Raw genomic sequence first — 22,619 nt, 5'->3', positions numbered from 1 at the left:
CTAATCTTGCCAATATATCCCAAATTATTTTTCGTAACCCAACACCCGATTTGCCCAAGGAATAAAGTGCTGCATATTCGGACCATCCGTATGTCCTCCATCGTGCTGTCTCCATGCCAAATCTCCGTCCAACATATCGGTATTATAAGGCGGCATTTCTTCTTTCATGTAATCATTTGAAACTCCCAAATCTGTTGATCCTAACAGTTTGTAGGCAACCCCAGCAGCAATCACAGCCATATAACTTCCCTTTTGATCAAGCCATTTGGCATCGCCTTTTTCAGGAATTCCATAGCTCACAAAAACAGGCCTAGGTGCACACAACGCTAACATATCGTGAGAATCTACAGGTAAATCACAGCCATCCATTCTTCCAAAGACAGACTCTTCAGCTCCATACTTCATGTAATTTCCAGCCATCCAGTAATTTTCTCCCCCGGTAAGGCTTTCAACAGCTTCACCGAAAACTCGTCTGTGAAGTGTAGTTCCGCCTTTTCCTGATGAACCTATTAGAGCTGTCGCAAAGCGAGGCTCAAAAGCCATAGTCACCAAAGCTGCCTTTCCATACCGTGAAACCCCCTCAATTCCCACTTTTTTAGCATCTACCAAGCGTTCTGTTTCCAGGAAGTCTAAAGCTCTTGCGGCGCCCCATGCCCAAGCACGAAGTGCACCCCAATCTTCAGGAGAACGTGGTTGACCTTTATTCACCAAACCTATGATTCCTCTGGTAATTCCAGCATGATTATCAGCTTGTATGCTACTTGGGTCGATGGTCACATATCCCCAGCCTGCAGCAAGCAATTGCTCAGTGGATGGAGAATAGCCATTTGGAGCTGGCGCAAAGAAACTTGGACCAGGCAATCGAGTGACTGGATTGTAAGCTGGATATTTATCAAAAAGCGCTTGCAGGGAAGGATCATTCTTGATCATCATTTCCTTGAAGGAGGTGTTTAATATTTCCATATCCTCTCCATTTGGCTGAGCTGGAGCCGGAAAAGAAGGCCTGCCAAACATCATTAACACCGGAACTGGTCCCTTGGCATTTGCTGGCACTACCAGCATCATATTGATGTCAACCTCAATCAAAGGATATGCGCTATTGTCAACATGTCCAATGATTTGCTTAGCTATCACAGGAGTTCTAGCTACAAATTCCCGATCCGTGATTTTCACCTCCCAATTCACATTAGGAATATTTTCTGGAAGTTTGCCGTAAACTTCACGTTCTAAGGCATCGACCAATTCAGGTCTACGAGTTTGCCACCACATTTCCTCTGAAGTCACTTTTTGACCAGCATCGGTAGTTAGAATATCTGGAAGCTCAGGACAAGGATTGGCTTTTGTCTCATCATAGTTTGCGGCATTTGGAGCAGATTCATTGCCACTCGGGCCTGGACGAAGCACTTTGATACCCAATTGCTGCTGCATATTTGCGTGGTCTTGCTCATTTGTAAAAGTAACTGGTGTGGGATATTTAGAGGAATCTACTTTAGTCGTTTGAGCAGAAGACAAACCACCAATTCCTAGAAGTAGCGTAAATAAAATTGTCTTTTTCATTATAGGTTTTAAGGTATATTGAGCGTATCAGTTTTGAAGTTCTTTTACATGTTTTGCTGCTTCCAGCATGGTTGTAGTCCAGATAGTTTCCTTATTTTCTGCCAAGTAATCCAATAACATTTGATGAGCCTCCAGAGACACATTTAGGTTATGCTCTCCTCCTACTCCATGAAAAAGGAAGGTAATCAGCGCATTTTTCTCCTGAGCTTCTTTCACCAATTGAATCAGTTCTTCGCCCGATTCCCCATTGATTCCATAGCTATCTACATTAAGTAAATTGATATTTCCAATCACATTCAATGCTCCACGCACACCTCTGGAGGCTACAAAATCATCTTCGATTTCCTCCATAAAAGAACCTTCACCTGTTGCCGTGTCTCCGCATGTGTAGGCAAATGTCCGTTCTATTTGTCCATCCAGAGATTCCAGAAACACACTCGTCATGCGGATTTCTTTAAGAATTTGTTCTGTAGTATAGTTATGTAAATCATTGTCAGTTGAAACCCAGGACCTTCCGGGTAATGAAGCATCGCAGGGATGATAGAGGGTGTGATTACCTAACTCATGGCCTAAAGCAGCTGCTTTTTTCCAATCTTCAATTCTGCTTTTACTTCCTGGGAAAAAAGCTGAAAGATAAAAAGTGCCCTTGAGTTGATGAGCTTCCAAAGCTGGAACTACGTTGTCCAAATGGACATTCAGCGCATCGTCATAAGTCAAAACTACTGCGGCTTGCTTGCCTTGCCAGCGTGTGGAAGTAGTTTTTTGGGCAAAACTGCAATGCACTGCAAAGAGAAGTCCTATCAATAGGATTCTGAAAATTGGATTCATTCTACTAGGTTTTAGGTTGGGTTTCCTGAATTTATGGTTTTTCAGATTGAATCCAGTGTTTGCAAAAAACTTAGCGTCACAAATTATGATTAGCGGTCCTCAGATGACTTTAAACAGTCGATATTGAAGCTTAAACATCAACTAGTCAACTCCTCTACTCTACCCTCGTAGTCAAACTGTAAATCGTCATGTAAGCCTGAAATAAGTTTAACCGCTTTTGCCAACTGCACTTGATAGATATTATCCAGCACTTGATTTCTATGTCTGAGAAAACCGTATTCCTTTAATTTTTCACAGAAAAACAGAAGAACTTCGATTTGATCAGTTTTAACTTTACTCAGCTTAAGTAGCTTGTTCATCTTCCTCCGAAGTTTTTGAGCAGCTTTTTTCGCGTAGTATGAATGGTCACCCCTTGCCTTTTGGAAATCAAGCTCTAGTTCCTCCTGCACCATTTCTACATAGAGTTGTGGATTGTCTTTCTCATTGAGTTTAAAAAAAAGGTAGGATTTATTATCACGGCTAAACTTACTGAGATCAGCCACCAGTTCAATTAATTCCTTTTCATTTAAGTAGCTGAGTTCTTTTTTAAGTTGGGCTAGACTTGGGATTTTCATACTGCAAGTTATATCATGACCTATATTTTTACTAAAATCCTTACCGTCGAAATGAATCTTCTTGAAAATGATAAAGAACTTCTACTATTTAGGACAATACTTATTCAATGAAAGAAATACAATCCATCATCAAAGCGTATGAAATCTTCCTAATAGAAGGTAAGAAGGTCGCGCTCGCTACAGTAGTACAAGTAGACGGCTCGGCTTATCGTCGTCCTGGGGCAAGAATGCTGGTGTCAGAAGACGGGGAATTGACTGGAGCGATCTCCGGTGGATGTCTCGAGGGAGATGCGCTTCGCAAAGCTCAGACAGTGATTTTCCAGCAAAAATCCATGCTTGTAACCTATGACACCACTGATGAAGATGATCAAAAGTTTGGAGTAGGTTTAGGCTGCAATGGAATTATACATGTATTGATAGAACCTATTGATTATCAAAATTCTATAAACCCAATTGAATTACTGAAAATCGCTATTCAAGATCGGGTAACTAGCAGATTGATCACTGTATTTTCAGTGAAATATTCCAAGCAGGAACAAGTTGGAACAAAGGTACTATTGAAAGGAACTCAGACTTTTGGAAATGAAAAAAGCTTAGATCCTGCACTTTGGTCACAGATTCAAAATGAAATTAACGTAAATGACTTTTCCCATCATATTATCAAGAAATATGAGGAATTGGATGATGTTCAAGTATTCATGGAATCAATCAAGCCCGCTATCCGAATATTGCTTTTCGGAGCTGGAAATGATACAATTCCGGTATGCAAAATGGCGGCTATTCTGGGACTCGAGGTATTTGTCATTGATGGAAGAAAAAATCTGGCAAGACCAGAACGGTTTCCAACTGCCGTCGGGATTATTACTGGCTCTGGAGATGAAGTCGTTCAGCAGTTGGAAATGGATACTAATACAGCAGCACTTTTAATGACCCACAATTTCGAATATGAAGCTCAGGTGCTAAAAGATCTTTTGCCTTTGGGCCTTTCATACATTGGAATTTTGGGCCCTAAAAAGAAATCTGAAAAGTTGATCGAGCGTTTGGAAAAAAATGGATCATCTGTAAATCAGAATGCTATCTACTCTCCTATGGGTTTGGATATTGGCGCTGAGGGTTCAGAGGAGATCGCTTTATCCATTTTGGCAGAAGTGAAAGCGGTTTTGGCAAAAAAACAAGGTACCTTTCTGCGAAATAAGAAAGGCCCAATACACGATTAAGCTCATGAAATCGAGCATGTCGAAAACGACACACAGAGGGATGTCCCGATAGCTGTCGGGATCACCAGGCGAGATTCCATCTGACCATTAAAAATAAAATTATAAACAGATGAAAACAGGAATTATCATATTAGCAGCAGGAGAATCAACCAGACTTGGCTACCCAAAACAGATAGCAAAATACAAGGAAAAGACCTTGCTCCAGCTCGCCATCGATGCTGCAAATGATGCCAAAGTGGACAAAAGAGTTTTGGTTCTTGGTGCAAATCGTGATGAGATCAAAAAGACTTTTTCAGGTGCAAGTATTCCGAATATTCCAAATCCGCATTTCGAAAAAGGGATGTCTTCCAGTTTAAAAATTGGCTTAGAATACATGCTCAAACTTGATAAGCCTGATCAGGTGATCGTCATGCTTTGCGATCAACCCTTTGTAGATGCAAAGATCCTAAATAAGTTAATTGCCACCCAGAAGAAAGAAGGTAAGGGCATTGTCGCCTGTGCATATTCAAAAACTGTTGGTGTACCTATTCTTTTCGGGAGTACCTATTTCAAGGAATTGATGGCCTTAACAGGTGATGAAGGAGCCAAAGGAATTGCAATGGCTCATGAAGATGATATGGTCACAGTAGCCTTCCCAAAAGGCAAAGTTGATATAGATACTGAGGAGGATTTGAGAGATTTGAATTTGTAGGGTGAAAAGTGGTAAAGTTTAGAAAGTTGTAAAGTTGGTACAGACTAACGTTACAACTTTGGCACCCCAAACCTTACAACCTGAGTTCCTCAACCACCTTCTCCACCCACACCACAGCATCAAAAATATCTTGTTCGCTAGTATTCCTCCCCAGGCTAAATCGAATTGAAGCTCTTCCAAGATCTGGATCTAATCCCATTGCTTGAAGTACATGGGATGGTTTTGGAGATATACTAGTACAAGCAGAACCAGAACTTACGGCTACTTTTTGACAAACTTTGCGAAGTAAATCTTCCCCCTCTACCCCACCGAAAGCAATATTCGTCACATGGGAAAGTTTATTCTGACTTCCGTTCAAAAAAGTATCTGGAATAGTCAAAAGCTTGTTTTCCAGTAATTCACGGAGGTTTTTGAGTCGTTCAGATTCTGCAGTCATTTCATCCAATCTGACTTCTGCAGCTTTCCCAAAACCCACAATTGCGGGGACATTCAATGTTCCACTTCTAAAACCTTTCTCATGTCCGCCTCCATGAATCTGTGCAAGAGGCTTAGGCAATGAATGGTTATGTCTGACGTATAGCGCTCCTATCCCTTTTGGGCCATAGAGTTTATGTGCTGAAAAAGCCATCAAGTGAATGCCTTTTACCGACATCGAAGTTTTCCCGGCAGCTTGTACCCCATCTGTAAAGAAGACAATTCCTTTTTCCTTTGCCAATTCTGCTATTTCGGAGATTGGATGAATTATACCAGTTTCATTATTTGCCCACATCAGGCAAATCATTTTTGTATAAGGAAGAATGCTAGTGTTCAGATCAGCTAAACTTATATTTCCATTCTTGTCCACTGGTAAATAAGTCACCTCTGCACCTGATTCCTCAATAGATTTCATACAGTCCAAAACCGCTTTATGCTCAGTTTCGCAGGTGATATAATGTTGTTTTTCGCCCTTATACAAATCGAATGTTCCTTTGATTGCAAGGTTAATTGCTTCAGTAGCACCTGAGGTAAATATGATTTCTTTCGCCTGGGCACCAATCAGATTTGCTACCTGTTCCCTCGCTGCTTCTACGGCATTTTCAGCCACCCAACCAAAAGCATGAGACTTACTCGCCGCATTGCCAAAATGAGTTCCAAACCAAGGAATCATTACTTCTATGACTTCTGGAGCACAAGGAGTAGTAGCATTGTAATCAAGGTAAATGGGGTAATTCATGAGTGCAAAATAGGGAATTTTCTAGCTCAAGGAATTACATATATCAATCATAATTCGCATAGTGTGATAAATGGTGATCAAACAATAAATTAGTAATTTTAGGGATGCAAGTAACTTGGACCTTAACTCTGCCATCAACCAAAAAGCCAACTTCAGATGAACTTAAATTGGTATTATCCGATAATAAAAAAGATTTAGGGATATTCCTCTCTTATTATTTCAAGAAAGAAGGAGCGCTCGCAGAAAAGGTAGATTTGGCTTCTGAAATCCATTTCAAAGACCAAACAGAAGGAAATTTCGACCTAGAATTTGACTTGATTCACTACAATGCCTGTCTTGCAATCCACGATCAAAAGAGAGATAGCATGAAAATCACATTTGAAATCGAAAATGATAAACTGAATCTGAAAGGACCTTATTGGCCAGAAAGAGAGATGGACGAAATTTAATGTTATAATCAAGAAGTAGGCATCAAGTAGCAAAACATAAGTATTTAGATTTAAGTCATAAGTAGTGAGAGCCAAGAATCAAGATCCAAGATAAGATTCGACCAAAAAAATATAATTAGGATTAATAAACTATTACAAGGTTCATTATCAAAAAAAAACACTTCCAACTAATTCTGGAAGTGCTTTTCTCTTGAATCGTGACTCTATTTTCTTGATACTTATGTCTAACGTCTAGCTACTATTTAGGCTCTCTTAATGCCCAAATTAAGATCAGTGAATTCCTTCTGCTCGATAAACGGTTGACTTCTTAATCTTCTTTGAGTTGCATTAAAGATAGCATTCGCAATAGCACCACCCGTCGGAGGCAAGCAAGGCTCACCTAGTCCAGTTGGGTCAAAGCCACTATCCACATAGTAAGTATCAACTGCTGGAACTTCCTTCATTCTGATCAGTCGATATTTATCAAAGTTTGTTTGGGTAGGTAGCCCCCCTTCGAAAGTCAGGTTACCATACATTGCATGTCCCATTCCGTCGACTACTCCACCACGAACCTGGTGATCAGCTCCGGTTGGATTTACGACCATTCCACAGTCTGTTACTACATGTATTTTCTTTAGTGTTGGGGTTCCGTTTTCCATCTCAATATCAGCGACTTGAGCCACATAGGTTCTATGAGAGAAGTAAACAGAAAATCCTTGCTTAACATTCGGGTTTTTACCCCAATTCGATTTCTCAGCTGCAGTTTTTGTTACGCCGATCATACGATCCACATCATAGCGTAGTTCCCCTCCAACTGGATTAGCTTTCGCTTTTTCCATCAATTCCAACCTAAATGCAACCGGATCTTTTCCAGCAGCTAAAGCCACTTCATCCAGAAACGATTGCTCGGCATAGGCCAAGAAATTCGTAATCGGAGCACGCCAAGCATTAGTGGTAATAGAAGAATTATAGTTCACATTTTCAATCAGTAGGTTTTCAACTGCTCCTGATGGAAAATTATGTTCTCTAGTACTATTTCCAGCATTCATACCTACTCCACGGAGTTTGTAACCAGTCATATTTCCATCCGCATCCAATGCAGCTTCGAATCTATATCTAACTGCTGGTCGATATGCTCCGCCGGTCAGGTCATCTTCCCTACTCCAAGTAAGCTTTACTGGCGCATTCATCATTTTGGATACATGCACAGCTTCAGCAACATAATCTGCACGAAGTCTTCTACCAAATCCACCGCCTAATCGGGTAATTTCAACGCTAATATTTTCAGGAGCAATTCCAGAAACCTCAGCAGCTGCTCTTCTGGCACTTTCTGGAGTTTGTGTTGGTCCAATCAACTCCACTTTATCAGCCTGTACATGCGCAAAGAAATTCATTGGCTCCATAGGCGAATGGGAAAGGAAAGGACACTGATATTCCGCTGTCACTACTTGCGCGGCATTTTTGAACGCTGAATTTACATTGCCATCCTCTCGCTTTACTTCGGCCTTTCCATTGGCAAGTAAGTCTTTGAAAATCTGATCATGGTCCGCAGAACTTTCCACTTTTCCATCTGCCTCATATTCCACTTTCAAAAGCTTTTTGGCTTTCATCAGTGGCCAAGTAGAAGTTCCTACAACTGCAACACTATTCTCGAAGGTTACCACGTCTTTGACACCAGCTACATTTCTAGCCGCAGCATCGTCTATGGATTTGATTTTCATCCCGAAAGGAGCTCTTTGAATCATGGCATGAAGCATTCCTTCTCTATAGAAATCTAGCCCGAAAAGTGGCTCTCCGGTAAAAATCGCAGCGTTTTCAACGTTCTTTACTGGCGTACCTATGATTTTAAAGTCTTTTTTATCCTTCAAAGTCACCTCTTCAGGAGCAGTTAATAGCGCTGCATCATTTGCTACTTCACCATAACCAATTTTCTTCCCACTTGCATTGTGGTAGATAATACCTTCTGAAGTACTCAATTCATCAGCTGATACTTCCCATTTCTTTGCGGCAGCAGCTACTAAAAGATATTTAGCTGTAGCTCCTGCTTTGCGAAGCCGCTCCCAAGAGTGAGGCATGGCTCCAGAGCCACCCGTCAGCTGGCGCTCGTATTGATCTGTGTCCAGATTTGCCTGGATGACACGAACTCTGCTCCAATCTGCATCGAGTTCTTCGGCTACTACCATCGGGAAAGAAGTCTTGATATTTTGTCCCAATTCAGGATTCGGAGAATAAATCACCACATCTCCGGAAGGAGCTATGGAAAGATATGCATTGAATTTTTGTGCATTTGCAAGCACTTCTTCATTGCTCAGCACTTCCATTTTTGGTGAGTCGCAACTCATCCAATTGAAGCCTATAAATAATCCTCCAGCGGTTGTACCGGCTATTTTGAGGAAATCTCTTCTTGATGCTTTTGTCAGTGTTGCCATGATTATTTGGATTTAGCAGCCATTGCAACGGCTTCTCTGATTTTATGATATGTACCACAGCGACAGATATTTCTGTTCATTGCCTCATCTATTTCTTCCATAGATGGAGCTTGATTTTTAGCTAGAAAAGCTGAAGCATTCATGATCTGTCCAGCCTGACAATAACCACATTGAGCCACGTCTACTTCTGCCCAGGCTTTTTGGACCGGATGGTCTCCATTTTCTGAAAGTCCTTCGATAGTTGTTATTTCATCTTCAGTAAGACTTGCTGCAGGAGTAATGCAGGAAAACATAGCTTCTCCATTTCGGTGAACAGTGCAGGCGCCACATTGAGCGACTCCGCAAGAGTATTTCGTGCCGACTAATCCTAGATGATCGCGAAGCACCCAAAGAAGTGGGGTATCTTCTTCTACATCAACCGAATGAGCCTTTCCGTTAATTTTAAGATTTATTATTGCCATGGGTTATTAATTAAGTTTAACACGTTTAAGATAAAGAAAATGAGAGGAGTATAGAAACCGATTATATAAAATGATAGGTAAATCTCTCACGGCGACACAACGACGCTGCGTTTTAAGAGCACACATAATTTATAGCTTTGGATAAATCACCAAATTCATTGCTATTTGAAATAAATAAAAATCCACCTCTTCGCACCTTTTGTGCTAATATTCAGTTAAAGCCAATAGTTTAATCCCCGCTTTTACAGCTCTGTATGCTTAAGTTTTTATTTAAAACAATAAAACACCTAATGATCACCTTCATTTCTTTTATAATAATTATAGCCATTGTCGCTATACTATTTGTAAATCTCAGTCCTGAATTCGGTGCAAATCCTTCAAAGGAAAAAGTCCTTCAGTATGAAAAGCTAGACTATTTCAAAGATGGGAAATTCAGTAATCTCATGCCTACAAACATGGATATGGACTTTACTGAAGCCATCAAAATGCTTCCTGAGTTTTTCAAAAATGATCCTACCCGAAGACCGGATTTTGAACTACCAATTGAACGAAGGGATTCCTTAGAACTAGTAAATAAGAATCATCCTACAAGACTGGTTTGGTTTGGACACTCATCTTTTTTACTTCAAATTGATGGAAAAACTATCCTGATCGACCCAATGTTTGGTGATGTTCCTGCTCCAAATCCATTGCTTGGCAAAAAAAGATATAGCAAGGAGCTTCCAATCGAAGTTGAAAAGTTACCTCAAATCGATATGATCATTATGTCTCACGATCACTACGACCACCTAGACTATGGTTCTATTCAAAAGCTAAAGGACAAAACAAAGTCTTTTTACATGCCACTTGGAATGGGTGCTCACTTTGAAGATTGGGGAGTCGATGCTTCGCAAATCCATGAATTAGGCTGGTGGGATGAGATTCAAGCGGATGACTTGCTTCTCGCCTTAACTCCAGCGCGTCATTTTTCAGGTCGGGGGTTGAACAATCGTTTTTCTACGTTGTGGGGTTCTTGGGTTATTCAAGGCAAATCTGATAACATCTTTTTCAGTGGTGATAGTGGATATGGCCCGCACTTCAAGCAAATCGGTGAGAAATATGGTCCATTTGATTTCGCTATGATGGAATGCGGTCAGTATAATTACCGATGGACAGATATTCACATGATTCCGGAAGAGACTGCACAGGCAGCTCAAGACATCGGAGCTAAAACTTTTATGCCAATACATTGGGCAGCATTTACGCTAGCCATGCACTCATGGACAGATCCAGTAGAACGAGTAATCGCAAAGTCTAATGAAATAAACCAACCGGTTTATATTCCAGAGATAGGAGAATTCATTGAATTGGATAAAAATCTTCAGACAAGACGTAAATGGTGGCGAGAGCCTTCAGTTCTGTCTAAACAGATGATTTCCAAACAGTAAAAATCCAGATTTTATATATTTTTAAAGTCATTTTCAAAACCCAATTAGATAGTGTATTGAAATCACTTTATAGGAATTGGAATGTTTTGAGGCATTTTTCCTAATTTGACATTTTGAAATTAAACAAAAAACAACCTAAAAAACCTATGGCTCAGACAATCAAAGCAGCTATCGTGGGAACCGGATTTATCGGCCCAGCTCATTTAGAAGCACTTAGAAGAATTCCTAATATCGAGGTAACTGGCCTCGTAGAAGTAAATCAGGAAGTGGCAGATGCCAAAGCCGCAGAGCTTGGTATTCCTAATGCCTACACTTTTGATAACATGCTGAAAGATGACAGCATACAAGTAGTACATATTTGTACTCCGAATTTCCTTCACTTTCCGCAGGCAAAAGCCTGTATGCTTGCCGGTAAACATGTAGTGTGTGAAAAACCACTTTCGATGACAATCGAAGAAGCTGAAGAGCTTGTGAAGGTGGCAAAGGAAACCGAATTGATTAATGCAGTTCATTTCAATTTAAGATATTACCCAATGGTACGCCAGATGCGAGTGATGCGTCAAAAAGGCGAATTGGGTGATGTTTACTCCGTGATGGGCTCATATCTTCAAGATTGGTTGATTCACAAAACTGATTACAGCTGGAGATTGGATCCAAAGCAGTCTGGTGGTTCAAGAGTTGTGGCAGATATTGGATCTCATCTTTTGGATATGACAGAATATGTGACTGGGTTGAAAGTTACAGCGGTTATGGCTGATTTTTCTATCGTCCATCCTACTCGTTTGAAGCCTTTGAAGGCAGTGGAATCATTCTCTGGAAAAGCTCTTGATCCAAAGGACTACGAGGAATATGAAGTGACTTCTGAAGATTACGCGACGATCATGCTTCGCTTTGACAATGGACGCACAGGTTCTATCGTCGTAAGCCAAGTGAACGCGGGTCGAAAAAACCGTTTGAATATTGAAATCTCTGGCTCTAAAGCCAATTTTGAATTCAATGCTGAGAAGCCAAATGAACTTTGGATCGGTAAGAGAGACACTGCAAACTCTATTTTGATGAAAGACCCTGCATTGGTAGATGAAGGAGCTCGATCTTTAGTAAGTTTCCCAGGAGGCCACCAAGAAGGTTTCCCAGATACTTCCAAGCAACTTTTCAAAGAAGTATACGCGGCTATAAGAGATGGCAAGCAACCTGATGCTCCTACCTTCCCTACTTTTGCTGATGGCTTGAGAGAATTAATCATTGGTGAGGCGATTGTAGAAAGTAACACCAAAGAAGCTTGGGTTAAGATTTAAAAAGTAAGTTGGAAAATGGGATGATGGTGTCAAATGTTAATGAAAGATAATTTATAACTGAAAAACATCGCACACTCGACATTAGACTACATTCCTATAATGAATGACTTTCTGATTTAATAAAATGTCGTATTTTGATGGCAAATCTAAAACCAATGACAATGAATTTGAAAAAGAATCTTTTAGCCTTAGTCCTACTTGTATTTGTAGGCTTTGCGGCTAACGCTCAAGAAAAAGCTAGTCCTGCCAAAACTGCAGAAGGAATGGTCGGCGATGCCAAAATCACAATTAATTACAGCAGCCCGGCAGTTAAAGGTCGTGTAATCTGGGGTGATTTAGTTCCTCTGGGAGAAGTATGGAGAGCTGGTGCTAATGAAGCTACTACGTTCACTACTTCTAAGGATATCATGGTAGAAGGAAAAAAGTTGCCTGCTGGCACTTATAGTTTTTTTGTGATTCCAGGTGAAACCTCTTCGACCCTTATCTTCAATAAAGTTGCGAAGCAATGGGGAGCATTTGACTATAACTCTGCAGAGGATGTGTTAAGAGTTTCAGTTCCTTCAGGACAAACTTCTTCGTTGGAAGAGCGTCTAGTTTATGAAGTGAAGCCAACAAGCTTTGAAATCAGATGGGAATACGGAAAAGCATCTGCAAAGCTAGGTTCATAAGACTTTCATTCTATATTAATTTTGAACCACGGGATTTATCTCGTGGTTTTTTTTGGGTATGATTCAAGAGTTTTGAGCGCAGGAATTACTCAAGGTAGAGTCAAAATTTGAATAGGGCTTTAAACAAAATATTGTTATTTTAAAAACCTAAGCTCTCCTAATCCAGCGTTTATAAGACTGTTTTTTTGTATTCGAATAGCACTTTAATTATCATTACATTTAGATTTTTAATAATTTGAGAACATGAACTTAATAATCACAGTCAAAGAAAACTGAAGAAATATTCACTAATTTTTGATCTTGAAAGGCTTTTTATAAAAATGAATTCTAAAAAAACCATAATTAATTTTTGCCCTACTGGGATGGTTCCTACCAAATTAGAAACTCCCCACATTCCAATTAGTCCAAGTGAAATTATTGAGCAAACCCACGAGGCATACGAAATAGGAATTACCATTGCTCATCTCCATGCGCGTGACTTACATGGCACTCCTACGTATAGAAAATCTGTTTATCAGGAGATATTTGAAGGCGTACGAAAGCATTGTCCTGACTTGATCATTTGTGGCAGTAGCTCAGGAAGAAATTTTCCCGAATTACACAAAAGATCTGAAGTGATTGAACTCCAGCCAGATATGTGTTCTTTAACACTATCGTCACTAAATTTCCAACACCAAGCTTCTACTAACTCCCCAGACACAATATTAGGTCTAGCCAGCAAGATGAAGGAATATGGGGTTGTGCCTGAATTAGAATGTTTTGACCTAGGTATGATAAATTATGGGAAATACCTGATCAAAAAGAATTTGATTGAGGGTCCCTTTTACTGGAACCTGTTGTTTGGAAATATTGCAGGGATGCAGGCTAGTTTCTCGCACATAGGAGCAGCTTTACAAGATATTCCATCAGATCATTTCACAAGCTTAGCAGGATTAGGAGAAAATCAACTTGTAGTAAATGGGGCTTCTATTGCTATGGGACATGGAGTTCGTGTAGGATTAGAAGATAATATCTGGTTTGATCAAAAAGGAGGAAAATTAGCTACCAATAAGAACTTGTTATTACGAGTTCATGAAATAATGTCCCTTCATTCGAAACAACTTTTTTCACCAAAAGAACTTGGAGAATTGGGCTTTTACAATCGTAAAAAATGAGTAAAATAAGCTTTGTTGGGATCTCAAGAGACAGTGCAGCGATTTTTTTGGACCTTATTTCCGAAATAAATTTGCAAAATGAGTTTGTGTTTTACCCAAATAAGGACTTTGGAATAGAACCTTTCATGCCTATGAAAATCTATTCTATTGAGATCAAAGAAGCTGGAAGTTGCCCACCTGAAGAAGATGAGCTATTCTTTGGCGCAACAGGCCCTGAAAACAAATTGGCAATTTTTGAAGATTTTTTGAATTCTTATGGAATTTCAGAATCAAGGTATACTCAACTAATTCACTCTAGTGCCTACATCGCTCCTTCTAGTTTAATTTCAACCGGCGTTTTAGTAGAACCTGGGGTAATTATCAGCGCTCAGAGCAAAATTGAATTTGGCGTTTCTCTGAAACGTGGCTGTAGAATTGGGCATCACAATTCAATTGGGCGATTTACTGATATCAACCCAGGTGCAATTCTTTCTGGGATGATTAACATTGGAGAAGGCTGTTTAATTGGATCTGGGGCAGTTATTAAGGATAACATCAGCATAGGTCCAAACACAACTATTGGAGTTGGCAGTGTAGTTACGAAAGATATTCCTGCCAATTGCATTGCTTTCGGTAATCCGTGTAAAGTAGTTCGTCAAAAATGATCACAAACGATTCAGCTCTTCCAATAATTTCTTCACCCTTGGTATCCATCTGCGTCCAGACATTTCAACACGAAGAGTACATTGCGCAATGCCTGGATAGTCTTCTAAGCCAAAAAACAGAATTTGACTTTGAAATTATTGTTGGAGAAGACGGCAGCGTGGATCGTACAGGAGAAATCTGTGAGATATATGCAAAAAAATATCCGGAAACAATTCGATTGTTTAAAAGAGATCCAAACAATAAGATTTTCATCCGAGGAAAGAAAACTGGACGGTTTAACTTCCTTGAGAACTTAAAGGCGGCAAGAGGAAAATTCATTTGTCTATGCGATGGTGACGACTATTGGATCGATAATGAGAAACTGCAAAAGCAGTATCAATTTCTGAATGAAAATCCTGAGGTCAGTTTAGTCTATTCAAGCTACATACACCAAAGGCAAAATCTCAGCAGCTTTGTGGAGGCAGTGCAGGACAGAATCTTTGAGCCTGAAGTATTAAAAACAATTCATTACCTAGGGCATGTCTCGACATGGATGTTTAGAAATGACCTTAAATCGCTTATGTCCAATCCTATTATCTACAAAGCTTTCGCTATGGATATGGTGTTATTTTCTTATTTTAAAATTAAAGGAAAAATAGCTGGTCAGTCGTTTACTTCTTCGTTCTACAGGTACAATTCTTCAGGCATATTTCGATCAAAGAAAAAGCAGGAAACAGCCCGGGATTTTGCTATGATACATTTTTATTTTTTCAGATATATTCATTTTAGTATGTATACTTTTCTTACTAGTGGTTCAGGATATTTCTTTAAAAAATACATCAAATCCCTTTTGAGGATTTGATAATTGAAGGTTTTAGTCTGTACGGTGGCATATAGTCCGGAAATACCGTTTAGAATCCAAATACTCAAAAAGTAATACCATTTTTAGTAAAAGACCCTCTAATAGTTGCTAAGTCTTAGGTTGAATTAATATCATAGGATGCTTTTCAATTATTTGCGCCTTTTTAAAACAATAAGCTCTACTACAGAATTTACATTATGATTTATGTAGATAAGAATTTGCCTTGGTCGGTACTTGTCTGAAAACCTGGTACTACACTTTTAGAGATGGCACATCTTTTTATATAAATCATTAAGCAGGAAGTTAATTTCTTGCTTTGAAGAGTTGGTACAAGCAAACCTCCATCTATGATTGATCAAACAGTTTCTCAGGTCAGTACAGTTACCTTATTAAGGTTTGAAGGATTAAATGCCTTCTGGATATTCGCGCAAATGCAAAAGGCTCCGAAAAAATTTGCCAAAGTACCTGGGCTTAGTTTTTTCAAATTGATGGGTAGTGGCGGAAAGAATGGTTTTTCTAAAATGCTGAATGTTAACATTTATGCGCTCCACTGTGTCTGGGAATCAGAAGCGTATGCAGATGAATTCATGCAAAATTCAAAGACTTTTTTAGAATTTAGAAATAGAACCTCCGAACTGTACACCATCTTTCTGAAAACTACGAGAGCACATGGCCTCTGGTTTGGAACTAACCCCTATGAAACACAGGCTATCAAACCAACTGGGCCCATAGCGGTAATCACTAGAGCAAGGATAAAGCTAAAGTTCCTCCCTAAATTCTGGAGTAAAGTCCCCTCTTTGGGAAAAAAAGTAGATGAGGTCAAAGGTTCGATATATTCCATTGGGATAGGAGAATACCCTTGGTTTATGCAAGCTACTTTTAGCATATGGGAATCATATGAAGCTATGCATAATTACGCTTATGGAAATCCTCTTCACATGGAAGTGATCAAAAAAACGCGTGAGCTGGGCTGGTATGCTGAAGAGCTTTTTGCAAATTTTATCCCTTACAGAACTGAAGGAAGTTGGGGTAATTTAGATTACCAATTGGATAAATTACTCTAAAAAAGCGGGAATTAGAGGAGTAATAAACAAGAATAGTAAAATGGCACTAAATCAGAAATAGATCAATAAATGCTTCTGGTTTAAAAATAAGTCAAGCAATAAATGAGGCTAAATTCAATAATTGCTTGACCTAAATCTCTACTTTTCCTTCATGGTAGTAAATACTGACTGCTCACATAATGCTTATCAATGCGAAAGGGAAATACAAAGGACTTATTGTCAAGACAAATCGTAAGATCTGGATTGAGTTCATTCTTATGGTTTTACCCCCGGCACATCCTTTGGAGCATAATCTTGCCACCAAAATTCCGGCATTTTCTTCACTTCAGGATGCACTTCATCCAAGGTATTTCCTTCATATAATCTCCCGTTCATCATCACATGACTGATGTCTTTAGAGTTTTTAATGTTGTCCAATGGATTGCTATTTAGTATTACCAAATCCCCAAGTTTACCTACTTCCAGGGTTCCTAAATCTTGATCTAATCCTATTGCTTCAGCACCAAGAATGGTCGCAACTCTAAGTACATCATATTCAGACATGCCTCCAGATTGCACCGCCCAAAGCTCCCAGTGATAGCCTAAACCTTGTAATTGTCCATGGCTACCAATGCCCGCACGACCACCAGCTTCTACCAAGTCCTTTGCAAAGGTTGATTCCTCTACATGTACATATTCATCTTCCATAAACCAGCCATCGTTGCGTCTTCGGGTTCTAGAGTCCAAGTTCCAATGTGGCATAAAATGAATCAACTTAGGGTCGTCGTGAGGGCTTTCTGTAGCGTAGAAATAGTTTTCCGTCCAAGGTCCGCCATAAGCCACTAATAATGTTGGTGTGTAGACAGTCCTTGAAAAAGCTACCAAGTCAATCACGTCTTTGTACAATGGGAAAATCGGAAAGGAATGCTCATGACCTGGATAGCCATCAATTACTTGCGTAAGGTTATTCTTAAAATCAAGCCCCCCTTCAGTAGTAGGCATAATATTATGCTCCCGAGCCGCTTGAATAATCCATTGCCGCTGCTGACGATTTCCTGCGCCATACATTTTTACAGTTTTTGTATTGTAATAAGAACTGTAGCGTTTCATGACTTTTCGGGCATTTTCTAAGCTGCTGACATTCTCACTTGCAAAAATGCCTGGGCCAGTAGAGTAAATTCTTGGTCCAATAAGTTTGCCTGCATCCACTAGGTCACCATAAGTCAATACATCAGTCGTTGCTGTCTGGGGATCACGGGTAGTTGTTACACCAAAAGCCAAATTGGTCAGGTAAGGCCAGAACTCTCCTCTGTGCAAATTCACGGGATGACGGAAGTGCGAATGAGTATCTACAAATCCTGGAAGAATGGTTTTTCCAGTAGCATCAATAACCTTGACCTTATTTCCCACCTGAATGTCTTTCCCAATTTCCTTAATGCGATTGTTTTCAATTAGAATATCAGTGCCTTCTAGTACCTCATTATCCTTCATTGTCAGCAAACGAGCATTTTTAAGGAGTACAGTTCCCTGAGGGATATCTCGATCTGCCTTTACTTCGATTCTACGTTCGATTGGCTCGTATTCTTTTGATGTTTTATCTTCGTCTTTCTTCTCTTCAGCTTCTTTTTTAGTATCCGTATCTTTTTCTGTTTCCTTCTTCGCCTTTGCTTCAGCTTCCTTTTGTACTTCAAAAGCTTTGGCATCATCTAGTGAATATGCAACGTGAGCATTTCCAATAGCCCAGTGAACTGTCTTGCTGTCCCAACCCCATGCAGGGAATTGACCACCAATATCTGTCAACTGACGAGCTGGAAAAGCCGATTTTGTTGCGTCAGAAACTGAAATACTTGGCGCTTTTTCACTCACTTGAGGTACCGTTACCACAAATAAATCCGTTCCAATAGCTGCCAATGCCTGATCACCTTCTCTGGCCATTTTTATCCAATCCGCTCTTGGAGCATTGGAAGAACCAGGAGCTGATTTTCCTGTCACCTGCACGTGTTCTTTCTCGTCAGTCCCATCCCAGCGAATTGAAACTAATCCACTCCTACCTGATAAATAAATACGATCCGAGTTTTTGGTGAAGTGTGGATTTGATCTGCCATTGGTAAAAGAAATAAAGTTATTTTCAGAGCCATTGGCAGAGATCCAAATAAGATCACTTGTACCTCTAAATGCTGTTCTTTGGAGGGCATTTCTAAAATCTTCTGACTGACCTTTGATTAAAACGATTTTAGTCCCGTCGTTATTCCAGACTGGATTTTGGAAAACACCATCAGCTTTGTTAAGCTGAGTTAAGTCAGACCCGTTAGGTCTTATTTTATATAGTTTTCCACCTTCAGACTCCCAAGTGACAAAGGCAATCCATTGCCCATCAGGAGACCATGTTGGCTCTGCTTGGGTTTCATCCAAAGTCACAAGTTTCTTCGGTGTGCCATTTGGCAAATCCAATAGATACAACTCATTTAGAGCCGTAAATGCCAATTGCTTCCCATTTGGAGATGGGGCTATATCTCTGATTTGAGTAACAGTGAATTTTTCATCATCTGAAATTGGATAGTCGAAATCCAACTCTGGACCTAAAGGAATGCTACTTTTTACTCTGAAAGGAATTTCAATAGCCTTTTTACTAGCTACCTCTATTTGGTGAATTTTACCACCGTAAGAGATCACAATGCTTTTGTCATCAGGAGTCCAAGAAAATCCCGGAAGTACATCTCTTGATGCTCTGGATTCCTGATCGTCGTGCTGAATAGGATATGCCAACCAACTCTCATCCCCTGTAGCAAGATCTCTCAGAATTAATCCTGTTTCGGTTTCGTGTCGTGTGGCATAAACCAACCATTTCCCATCACTGCTAGGAGTTGGACGAAAAGCTGAACCATAGCGAGAAGACTGCTCAATCATCTCACCTGATTCTCGATCGTACTTAGAAATCTGGTATTGAGGCATGGGTGCATTGTAGGTCCAAGAACCACTACGTTCTGAAAACCAAACATATTGATCCTCATCACTAAATGCTCCTTCTAGCATTCTTAATGAATTTGGTTCTTTGACCAGCGCGACGCCTGAACCACCATCCACATGATAAAGCCATATTTTATGCGATCCATCACCACCTTGCCGGGATGCAATCATGTATTTTCCATCAGGAATCCATTCTGGTCCTTGGTATCTATTGTCGTTTCCTTTAGTGATTTGCTTTTTTTCTTTGTCATCTAAGTTCAGGGTCCAGACGTTTTCTCCGCCTGATTCATCTGAGATAAAAATAATTTTTTTACCGTCAGGACTATATCTAGGTTGCGCATCAAACTGCATTCCGGATGTAAGCTGGGTAGCGTGACCGCCTGTTATCGGAATACTGTAAATATCTCCTAAGAAGTCAAAAACAATGGATTTTCCATCAGGGCTGACATCGAGAGCGATCCAGGAACCTTCAGAAAGGTCAAAGTCAAAGGTTCTTCCTGATTCAAGCGGTAAGTCCTTTTTCTTCTCTGACTTCGCAGAATCATCTTGAGCAAATGTTGCAAAAGAGAAAGTCAAGGCTAGCATTGCTAGAATGAGCTTTTTCATAGTTGGGTGGTTGGTTGATTTAAAACATCCAATCTACTACGATAATGCTTTATGTAAAAGGAGTTTAGGATGAGAGGTAAGCGAAGTTTGCTTCGATTCTTCGAGTTATAAGTATGTGATGCTGAGCAGTTGAGACTGCAAACGAATACCAAATTTAGGTGGATTGAACGATTTAGTTACTAACTCACAGCTAGTGCCCATACAAGCATTAACGCTCAGTAGGATACTGACAAATCTCTATTAGGACTTTTCAATTACGCCTTCCTCTTTAGGCTGCTCAGCAATAGCTTTTAAATGTCCTATGTATTTCCCTCTTTTTTTCCATTTCAAATAAAGTCGAAAAGTAGTTGGGTGAATACCAAAGCTTTTCAAAATCCGATGAAAAAGCTTAGCTATCATTCTCCGAATAGGATTACTGCGGTTCACGAAAACTTGATGATTGTAATCACTTGAACTTTTCACTGCTGCTTTTTCTAATAAGCTTAGTTTAAATGCCAGATCATGTATTCTAGAGAAGAAATAATCGTGTTCGAAGCTTTTATTCTCTGTATAAAACCCTTTTCGTTCTGCACTATGAATAATGATAACTCCCGCACGCTGCGGAAAATGAAAAGCAATATCTTTTGTATGTGCACGGAAAAGCCATTCTTGTGAAGGAGTGACAAACAGTTCCTTCTCCATTTTCCAATCTCCAATTTTTTTTGGAACAGAATGATGCACAAACCAAGTAGATGCAATACTAAATATGTGCGCTGAAAATTTCCCCTTTGGATGAACCGCATACATTTCGGCAGCAAATGAATTATTATCTAGGTCTTGGGGAGTCGAAGGAGAAATTTTGATCCCAGGAACAATCATAAACTCAGCTTGGAATTGCATGATTTCCACCACACACCTACTTAAGTGATCTTTAAAGTAAAGGTCATCCTGATTCAGAAAAGCAATATATTCTCCTTTTGCTTTTCCGAGTGCTACATTGGTTGGTCTTGCTTGTTGACCACTATTTTGCTCCAAATTTGAAAAGGAAATCCGAGGATCATTAAAGCCTAGGACCACCTCTTCTGTATCGTCAGTACAGCAATCTCCAACCACGATCATTTCCCAATTTTGATAATCTGAATCCAGTACACTTTGCATTGCATAGCGAAGCACATGACTGGAATTATAGGTAGCTATTATGATGGATATTAGCGGACTTTTCAAGGAGAATTAGTTTAGGTTTTTTCCAGTAATCTGATTAGCTATGGTAACAGCCAGCAAAGGAATAATGGTGTATTTACCTGTATTGACTGTGTGATAATTACCAAAGGATCGCATACCCACCTCAAAACGCGTATGTAACTTACTTTCTGCAGAATCTACATCTTTATTGCCATGGGCATATATCACGCCACCTACAGGACTGATGTCTTTAGTTTCGAATTTAAGCTTGTTCAGCTTCGGGATCCGAAGTGCAATTTTAGCTAAGCTTTGTTCGAATACCTCCATTCGCTCCTCTTCAGAATACTGAGTATCCCACTCAGGAGCCCGGTAATCTTCAGACCAGCCTGTCCTTCCAACTGGATACCAAGACATAAAAAGACCTCTATCTCTGAAATTTACAGTATCCCCGAAAGGACCTTGTACAATGGTAAGAGATGGTAAATCATCAGGCTTTAAGGGGATGAAGATTTTATTGCCAAATTTATAGCGATGTGACCATTTCTGAGGGGGTTCTATACCCATAGTTTTGTCTATAGCAAGCAAACCATTCCAAGTAGCATTGATTACCTCAGAATAGCTCTCCGAATCCACCTTGGAATCACGAATAAAATGAACTTTTAGGCTATTTCCCTGATCAGAAACTGCCGTGACTTTAGTATTGAGAAATAGATTAACATTTGGGTGGGAAACAATCGCTTCTGTTAGCTTTTTTGAAATAATTCTTGGCTCTACCGCGTATTCGGTAGTCTGAAAAACCGCAGACATATATTCTGGATTCGCAATATCTCCAATTTGGGAGTTTGCCAGCTTTGATACTTCTAAAGACTCAAATAGATTGAGGTAGTCTTTTTTGAAATGTTTTCTAGCCTCGGCAAAATAATCACTGCAACGCTGATAATGTACAGATACTTCTTCTGGGCTCATCAATGAACCGGTATGAACACCATAGTAAAAAGGGGTGGAAATAATATCTTCAGGATTGATTTCAATCCACCTCTTCAGATAGGAAATAAAATGTAATGCCCCATTAATCATCTCCTTAGCTGTATGAAAATCTCGATCCATCGCATAAATCAGCCCTAGATGAATTTTTCCCTCTTGGACATAACTTGCTTTTTTTACTGGAGCACTATTTTCTTCATAAACATCAACTGTATAGCCACGATTTGCTAGCTCTAAGGCTGTGCAAACACCTAATCCCCCAGCACCAAGGATTGCAATTCTCTTATCTTTCAATTTATTAAGTCTTTTAAAAGTTAAAAATCATCATTCATTCAACCCAAAAATAGGCGAATTGAGCCCTAATCCCACTATAATCTATATAAACGGTCT

General features: G+C 39.8%; 19 protein-coding genes. 10 read left to right on the top strand and 9 right to left on the bottom strand.

From position 1 onward, the window contains the following. Window positions 1-24 precede the first annotated feature (24 nt). From ACPUEN_RS05065 to ACPUEN_RS05055, 3 genes are all read right to left on the bottom strand, one after another. The gene (locus ACPUEN_RS05065; RefSeq protein WP_425639000.1) at window positions 25-1,557 is read right to left on the bottom strand and encodes an acetylxylan esterase; all 1,533 of its coding nucleotides are present in this window, start codon (window positions 1,555-1,557) and stop codon (window positions 25-27) included. 27 nt (window positions 1,558-1,584) lie between these two features. After that, window positions 1,585-2,385 carry a polysaccharide deacetylase family protein gene (locus ACPUEN_RS05060; RefSeq protein WP_425638999.1) on the bottom strand — a complete coding sequence of 267 codons (801 nt, stop codon included), beginning with the start codon at window positions 2,383-2,385 and terminating at the stop codon, window positions 1,585-1,587. Window positions 2,386-2,522: 137 nt separating this feature from the next. Then, complete coding sequence (locus tag ACPUEN_RS05055; RefSeq protein ID WP_425638998.1) at window positions 2,523-2,999, bottom strand: hypothetical protein; 477 nt, start codon at window positions 2,997-2,999, stop codon at window positions 2,523-2,525. Between the two features lie 107 nt (window positions 3,000-3,106). Here ACPUEN_RS05055 and ACPUEN_RS05050 point away from each other — a divergent pair, with 107 nt between their 5' ends. Both ACPUEN_RS05050 and ACPUEN_RS05045 read left to right on the top strand, forming a co-directional pair. After that, complete coding sequence (locus ACPUEN_RS05050; RefSeq protein ID WP_425638997.1) at window positions 3,107-4,216, top strand: XdhC family protein; 1,110 nt, start codon at window positions 3,107-3,109, stop codon at window positions 4,214-4,216. Between the two features lie 109 nt (window positions 4,217-4,325). Continuing rightward, window positions 4,326-4,907, top strand: coding sequence for a nucleotidyltransferase family protein (locus ACPUEN_RS05045; RefSeq protein WP_425638996.1), 582 nt, complete (start codon window positions 4,326-4,328; stop codon window positions 4,905-4,907). Window positions 4,908-4,980: 73 nt separating this feature from the next. Here ACPUEN_RS05045 and ACPUEN_RS05040 read toward each other — a convergent pair whose 3' ends face one another. Continuing rightward, a complete protein-coding gene (locus ACPUEN_RS05040) occupies window positions 4,981-6,120 on the bottom strand; it encodes a cysteine desulfurase family protein (protein ID WP_425638995.1) in 1,140 nt (379 codons plus the stop codon). 104 nt (window positions 6,121-6,224) lie between these two features. On the opposite strand from ACPUEN_RS05040, the gene ACPUEN_RS05035 reads away from it, so the two are divergent. After that, window positions 6,225-6,569: a hypothetical protein gene (locus tag ACPUEN_RS05035; RefSeq protein WP_425638994.1), complete on the top strand. Its 345-nt coding sequence runs from the start codon at window positions 6,225-6,227 to the stop codon at window positions 6,567-6,569. Between the two features lie 242 nt (window positions 6,570-6,811). Here ACPUEN_RS05035 and ACPUEN_RS05030 read toward each other — a convergent pair whose 3' ends face one another. Together ACPUEN_RS05030 and ACPUEN_RS05025 are read right to left on the bottom strand one after the other, a co-directional pair. Further along, the gene (locus ACPUEN_RS05030; protein WP_425638993.1) at window positions 6,812-8,977 is read right to left on the bottom strand and encodes a molybdopterin cofactor-binding domain-containing protein; all 2,166 of its coding nucleotides are present in this window, start codon (window positions 8,975-8,977) and stop codon (window positions 6,812-6,814) included. Window positions 8,978-8,979: 2 nt separating this feature from the next. Further along, window positions 8,980-9,438 (bottom strand): (2Fe-2S)-binding protein, encoded by a 459-nt coding sequence (locus ACPUEN_RS05025; RefSeq protein ID WP_425638992.1) that lies wholly within the window; start codon window positions 9,436-9,438, stop codon window positions 8,980-8,982. A gap of 290 nt (window positions 9,439-9,728) precedes the next feature. Between ACPUEN_RS05025 and ACPUEN_RS05020 the strand changes: the two genes are divergently transcribed. From ACPUEN_RS05020 to ACPUEN_RS04990, 7 genes are all read left to right on the top strand, one after another. Next, a complete protein-coding gene (locus ACPUEN_RS05020; protein WP_425638991.1) occupies window positions 9,729-10,865 on the top strand; it encodes an MBL fold metallo-hydrolase in 1,137 nt (378 codons plus the stop codon). Between the two features lie 146 nt (window positions 10,866-11,011). Continuing rightward, window positions 11,012-12,160: a Gfo/Idh/MocA family protein gene (locus tag ACPUEN_RS05015; protein ID WP_425638990.1), complete on the top strand. Its 1,149-nt coding sequence runs from the start codon at window positions 11,012-11,014 to the stop codon at window positions 12,158-12,160. Between the two features lie 161 nt (window positions 12,161-12,321). Next, complete coding sequence (locus tag ACPUEN_RS05010) at window positions 12,322-12,828, top strand: DUF2911 domain-containing protein (protein WP_425638989.1); 507 nt, start codon at window positions 12,322-12,324, stop codon at window positions 12,826-12,828. 320 nt (window positions 12,829-13,148) lie between these two features. Continuing rightward, entirely contained in the window at window positions 13,149-13,982 is an 834-nt protein-coding gene (locus ACPUEN_RS05005) for a 3-keto-5-aminohexanoate cleavage protein (protein WP_425638987.1), read from the top strand. Beyond that, window positions 13,979-14,626 (top strand): hypothetical protein, encoded by a 648-nt coding sequence (locus ACPUEN_RS05000; RefSeq protein ID WP_425638986.1) that lies wholly within the window; start codon window positions 13,979-13,981, stop codon window positions 14,624-14,626. Before ACPUEN_RS05005 ends, ACPUEN_RS05000 begins: the two co-directional genes overlap by 4 nt. Then, window positions 14,623-15,468 carry a glycosyltransferase family 2 protein gene (locus ACPUEN_RS04995; RefSeq protein ID WP_425638984.1) on the top strand — a complete coding sequence of 282 codons (846 nt, stop codon included), beginning with the start codon at window positions 14,623-14,625 and terminating at the stop codon, window positions 15,466-15,468. Before ACPUEN_RS05000 ends, ACPUEN_RS04995 begins: the two co-directional genes overlap by 4 nt. 347 nt (window positions 15,469-15,815) lie before the next feature. Then, the gene (locus ACPUEN_RS04990; RefSeq protein WP_425638983.1) at window positions 15,816-16,532 is read left to right on the top strand and encodes a spheroidene monooxygenase; all 717 of its coding nucleotides are present in this window, start codon (window positions 15,816-15,818) and stop codon (window positions 16,530-16,532) included. 255 nt (window positions 16,533-16,787) lie between these two features. Here ACPUEN_RS04990 and ACPUEN_RS04985 read toward each other — a convergent pair whose 3' ends face one another. The 3 genes from ACPUEN_RS04985 to ACPUEN_RS04975 form a co-directional block, all read right to left on the bottom strand. After that, entirely contained in the window at window positions 16,788-20,084 is a 3,297-nt protein-coding gene (locus ACPUEN_RS04985; protein ID WP_425638981.1) for an amidohydrolase family protein, read from the bottom strand. A 240-nt stretch (window positions 20,085-20,324) separates the two neighbouring features. Further along, a complete protein-coding gene (locus ACPUEN_RS04980) occupies window positions 20,325-21,287 on the bottom strand; it encodes a glycosyltransferase family 2 protein (protein ID WP_425638979.1) in 963 nt (320 codons plus the stop codon). Window positions 21,288-21,293: 6 nt separating this feature from the next. After that, window positions 21,294-22,523, bottom strand: coding sequence for an FAD-dependent oxidoreductase (locus tag ACPUEN_RS04975; RefSeq protein ID WP_425638978.1), 1,230 nt, complete (start codon window positions 22,521-22,523; stop codon window positions 21,294-21,296). Window positions 22,524-22,619: the final 96 nt, after the last annotated feature.

This window comes from Algoriphagus yeomjeoni (assembly GCF_049821175.1).
In the GTDB taxonomy this organism is placed as follows: domain Bacteria; phylum Bacteroidota; class Bacteroidia; order Cytophagales; family Cyclobacteriaceae; genus Algoriphagus; species Algoriphagus yeomjeoni_A.
Note: the sequence above shows the minus strand (reverse complement) of the source record. Positions and strands in the feature narration are given on the sequence as shown.

Coding starts and splice junctions, on each gene's coding strand:
- ACPUEN_RS05065 (WP_425639000.1), bottom strand. CDS start 1,557: ATGAAAAAGACAATTTTATTTACGCTACTTCTAGGAATTGGTGGTTTG.
- ACPUEN_RS05060 (WP_425638999.1), bottom strand. CDS start 2,385: ATGAATCCAATTTTCAGAATCCTATTGATAGGACTTCTCTTTGCAGTG.
- ACPUEN_RS05055 (WP_425638998.1), bottom strand. CDS start 2,999: ATGAAAATCCCAAGTCTAGCCCAACTTAAAAAAGAACTCAGCTACTTA.
- ACPUEN_RS05050 (WP_425638997.1), top strand. CDS start 3,107: ATGAAAGAAATACAATCCATCATCAAAGCGTATGAAATCTTCCTAATA.
- ACPUEN_RS05045 (WP_425638996.1), top strand. CDS start 4,326: ATGAAAACAGGAATTATCATATTAGCAGCAGGAGAATCAACCAGACTT.
- ACPUEN_RS05040 (WP_425638995.1), bottom strand. CDS start 6,120: ATGAATTACCCCATTTACCTTGATTACAATGCTACTACTCCTTGTGCT.
- ACPUEN_RS05035 (WP_425638994.1), top strand. CDS start 6,225: ATGCAAGTAACTTGGACCTTAACTCTGCCATCAACCAAAAAGCCAACT.
- ACPUEN_RS05030 (WP_425638993.1), bottom strand. CDS start 8,977: ATGGCAACACTGACAAAAGCATCAAGAAGAGATTTCCTCAAAATAGCC.
- ACPUEN_RS05025 (WP_425638992.1), bottom strand. CDS start 9,438: ATGGCAATAATAAATCTTAAAATTAACGGAAAGGCTCATTCGGTTGAT.
- ACPUEN_RS05020 (WP_425638991.1), top strand. CDS start 9,729: ATGATCACCTTCATTTCTTTTATAATAATTATAGCCATTGTCGCTATA.
- ACPUEN_RS05015 (WP_425638990.1), top strand. CDS start 11,012: ATGGCTCAGACAATCAAAGCAGCTATCGTGGGAACCGGATTTATCGGC.
- ACPUEN_RS05010 (WP_425638989.1), top strand. CDS start 12,322: ATGAATTTGAAAAAGAATCTTTTAGCCTTAGTCCTACTTGTATTTGTA.
- ACPUEN_RS05005 (WP_425638987.1), top strand. CDS start 13,149: ATGAATTCTAAAAAAACCATAATTAATTTTTGCCCTACTGGGATGGTT.
- ACPUEN_RS05000 (WP_425638986.1), top strand. CDS start 13,979: ATGAGTAAAATAAGCTTTGTTGGGATCTCAAGAGACAGTGCAGCGATT.
- ACPUEN_RS04995 (WP_425638984.1), top strand. CDS start 14,623: ATGATCACAAACGATTCAGCTCTTCCAATAATTTCTTCACCCTTGGTA.
- ACPUEN_RS04990 (WP_425638983.1), top strand. CDS start 15,816: ATGATTGATCAAACAGTTTCTCAGGTCAGTACAGTTACCTTATTAAGG.
- ACPUEN_RS04985 (WP_425638981.1), bottom strand. CDS start 20,084: ATGAAAAAGCTCATTCTAGCAATGCTAGCCTTGACTTTCTCTTTTGCA.